Annotated in this window: 1 protein-coding gene; it reads left to right on the forward strand. The window is 76.7% G+C overall.

Features of this window, described 5'->3' with window-relative positions:
• Positions 1-208 precede the first annotated feature (208 nt).
• Positions 209-2186 (forward strand): N-6 DNA methylase (locus IH13_RS0120620; protein ID WP_031086574.1); only part of this gene is annotated, 1978 nt, incomplete at its 3' end.

The raw sequence follows: 2186 nt of genomic DNA on the forward strand, positions 1-2186 counted from the left end.
TACTGGGACATGGCTGTGCCCTCCGATGAGCGACAGGACTGTGAGCGGCGTCCGGCAGCAAGTGCTGCGGCGACCGGTCAATCACAACACGAGCTGTGAACGCAGTCAACAAGCATTCGGAAGGTGATGACCCTTCCGCTTGTGAATCCGGATTCCGTCTGCCCTCGGTATGCTCACCGGCACGACGGATCAACCGGGGAGACAGTCAGTGCCGGAGAACTCGACAGAGGTGACCGCCGCCGGGATCGCCCGGCTCGCGGGCGTGGGGCGCGCGGCCGTCAGCAACTGGCGCCGGCGTCACGCCGACTTCCCCCGGCCGGTCGGTGGCACCGGCGCGAGCCCGTCCTTCTCCCTGCCCGAGGTCGAGCAGTGGCTCCGCGACCAGGGGAAGCTCGCCGAGGTCCCCCTGCGGGAGCGGGTCTGGCAGCAGTTGGCCGGTCATCCGGCCGGAGCCGTCACGGCCCTGATCCACGCGGGCTGCGCGCTGCTGCTCGTGAGGGACCGGCCCACGGCGTGGCTGGAGATCACCGCGGTGTCGGACGCGCGGATGGCCGAGATCCTGCCGGTCGCCCTCGACGAGGTGCTCACCGCGCGGCTGGGCACCGAGCGCGCCGTGCGCACCCCCACCGGGCCGGACCTGCTGCCCTCCGTACCGCTGCTGCGCGCCACCGCGGAGCTGGCCGCCGAGACGGGGGCCCGCAGGGCCTTCGAGTTCCTGGTCGTCCGGCAGCTCGACGCCAACCCGCGCCAGTACGCGCTCACCCCGCCGGACCTCGCCGCCCTGATGACGGCCCTGGCCGAACAGGACGCGCGTCGGCCGGGTGGGCCGGCCGGGGGGCAGGCCGCCGTCCGCACCGTGCTGGACCCGGCGGCCGGCACCGGCGCCCTGCTGCGCGCGGTCGGCGGGCCCGCCGCCCTGTACGGACAGGAGGCGGACGCCGGCCTCGCGGCCCTCACCGCGCTCCGGCTCGCGCTGCACTCCGAGAGCGCCGCCGGGGCACCCGGGGTAGGCACGGCCGCCGGGGTGGCCCGGGGCACCATCACCGTACGGACCGGGGACACCCTGCGGGCCGACGCCTTCCCCCGGCTGGCCGCGGACGCGGTGGTCTGCCACCCGCCGTTCAACGAGCGCCACTGGGGGCACGAGGAGCTGGCCTACGACCCTCGCTGGGAGTACGGCTTCCCCGCCCGCACCGAGTCCGAGCTCGCCTGGGTCCAGCACGCGCTGGCCCGTCTGCGCGAGGGCGGCACGGCCGTCCTGCTGATGCCGCCGGCCGCCGCCTCCCGCCGTTCCGGCCGCCGGATCCGGGCCGATCTGCTGCGCCGGGGCGCCCTGCGCGCCGTCATCGCCCTCCCGGCCGGCGCCGCACCCCCGTACGGCATCCCGCTCCACCTCTGGGTGCTGCGCAGACCGGAGAGCGGCCGGCGCCCCGTGCCCGAACTCCTCGTCGTGGACACGGCCACGCCCCCCGAGAGCGCCCCGGGGGCCGCCGGACGCGACCGGATCGACTGGGCGGCCGTAGGGAACACCGCCCTCGACGCCTGGGCCGCCTTCGGCCGCCCGGTCCCGGCCGACGGCCACCCGGGCGACCGCGCCCCGGTGGAGCGTCCCGGCGTCAGCCGTGCGGTGCCCGTCATCGAACTGCTCGACGACGACGTGGACCTCGCCCCCGCCCGTCACCTGCCGCCTCCCGCCGCCGGCGGCGGCGCGGCCGAACTCGCCTGCGTACGGGAGCGGCTGGACGAGACCCTGAGACTGGCCGCCCGCCTCGCCCCGGCACCCGCCGCGCCCCGCGAACCGTCCCCGCGCACCCTCACCACGGTCGGTGAACTGGCCCGCTCCGGCGCCCTGCACCTGCGCACCGGCTCGGGAACGGGCGGCGGTGGCACCCCCGTCCTCACCGAGCACGACGTCCTCGCCGGCACCGCCCCCAGCGGCCCGCCGACCGGCACGGCCGCCCCGGAAGACGAACCGCTGCTGCTGGAACCCGGGGACGTCGTGGTGCCCGTACTGGGCGGCGGGGCGGTCACCCGGGTCGTCGACGACGCCACCGCCGGGGCCGTGCTCGGCCGCAACCTCCAGCTGCTGCGCCCCGACCCGGCCGCCCTCGACCCCTGGTTCCTCGCCGGGTTCCTGCGCGGCACCGCCAACAACCGGCAGGCCAGCAGCTACGCCTCGACCGCGA

This window comes from Streptomyces sp. NRRL WC-3549 (assembly GCF_000721935.1).
Classification (GTDB): Bacteria; Actinomycetota; Actinomycetes; order Streptomycetales; family Streptomycetaceae; genus Streptomyces.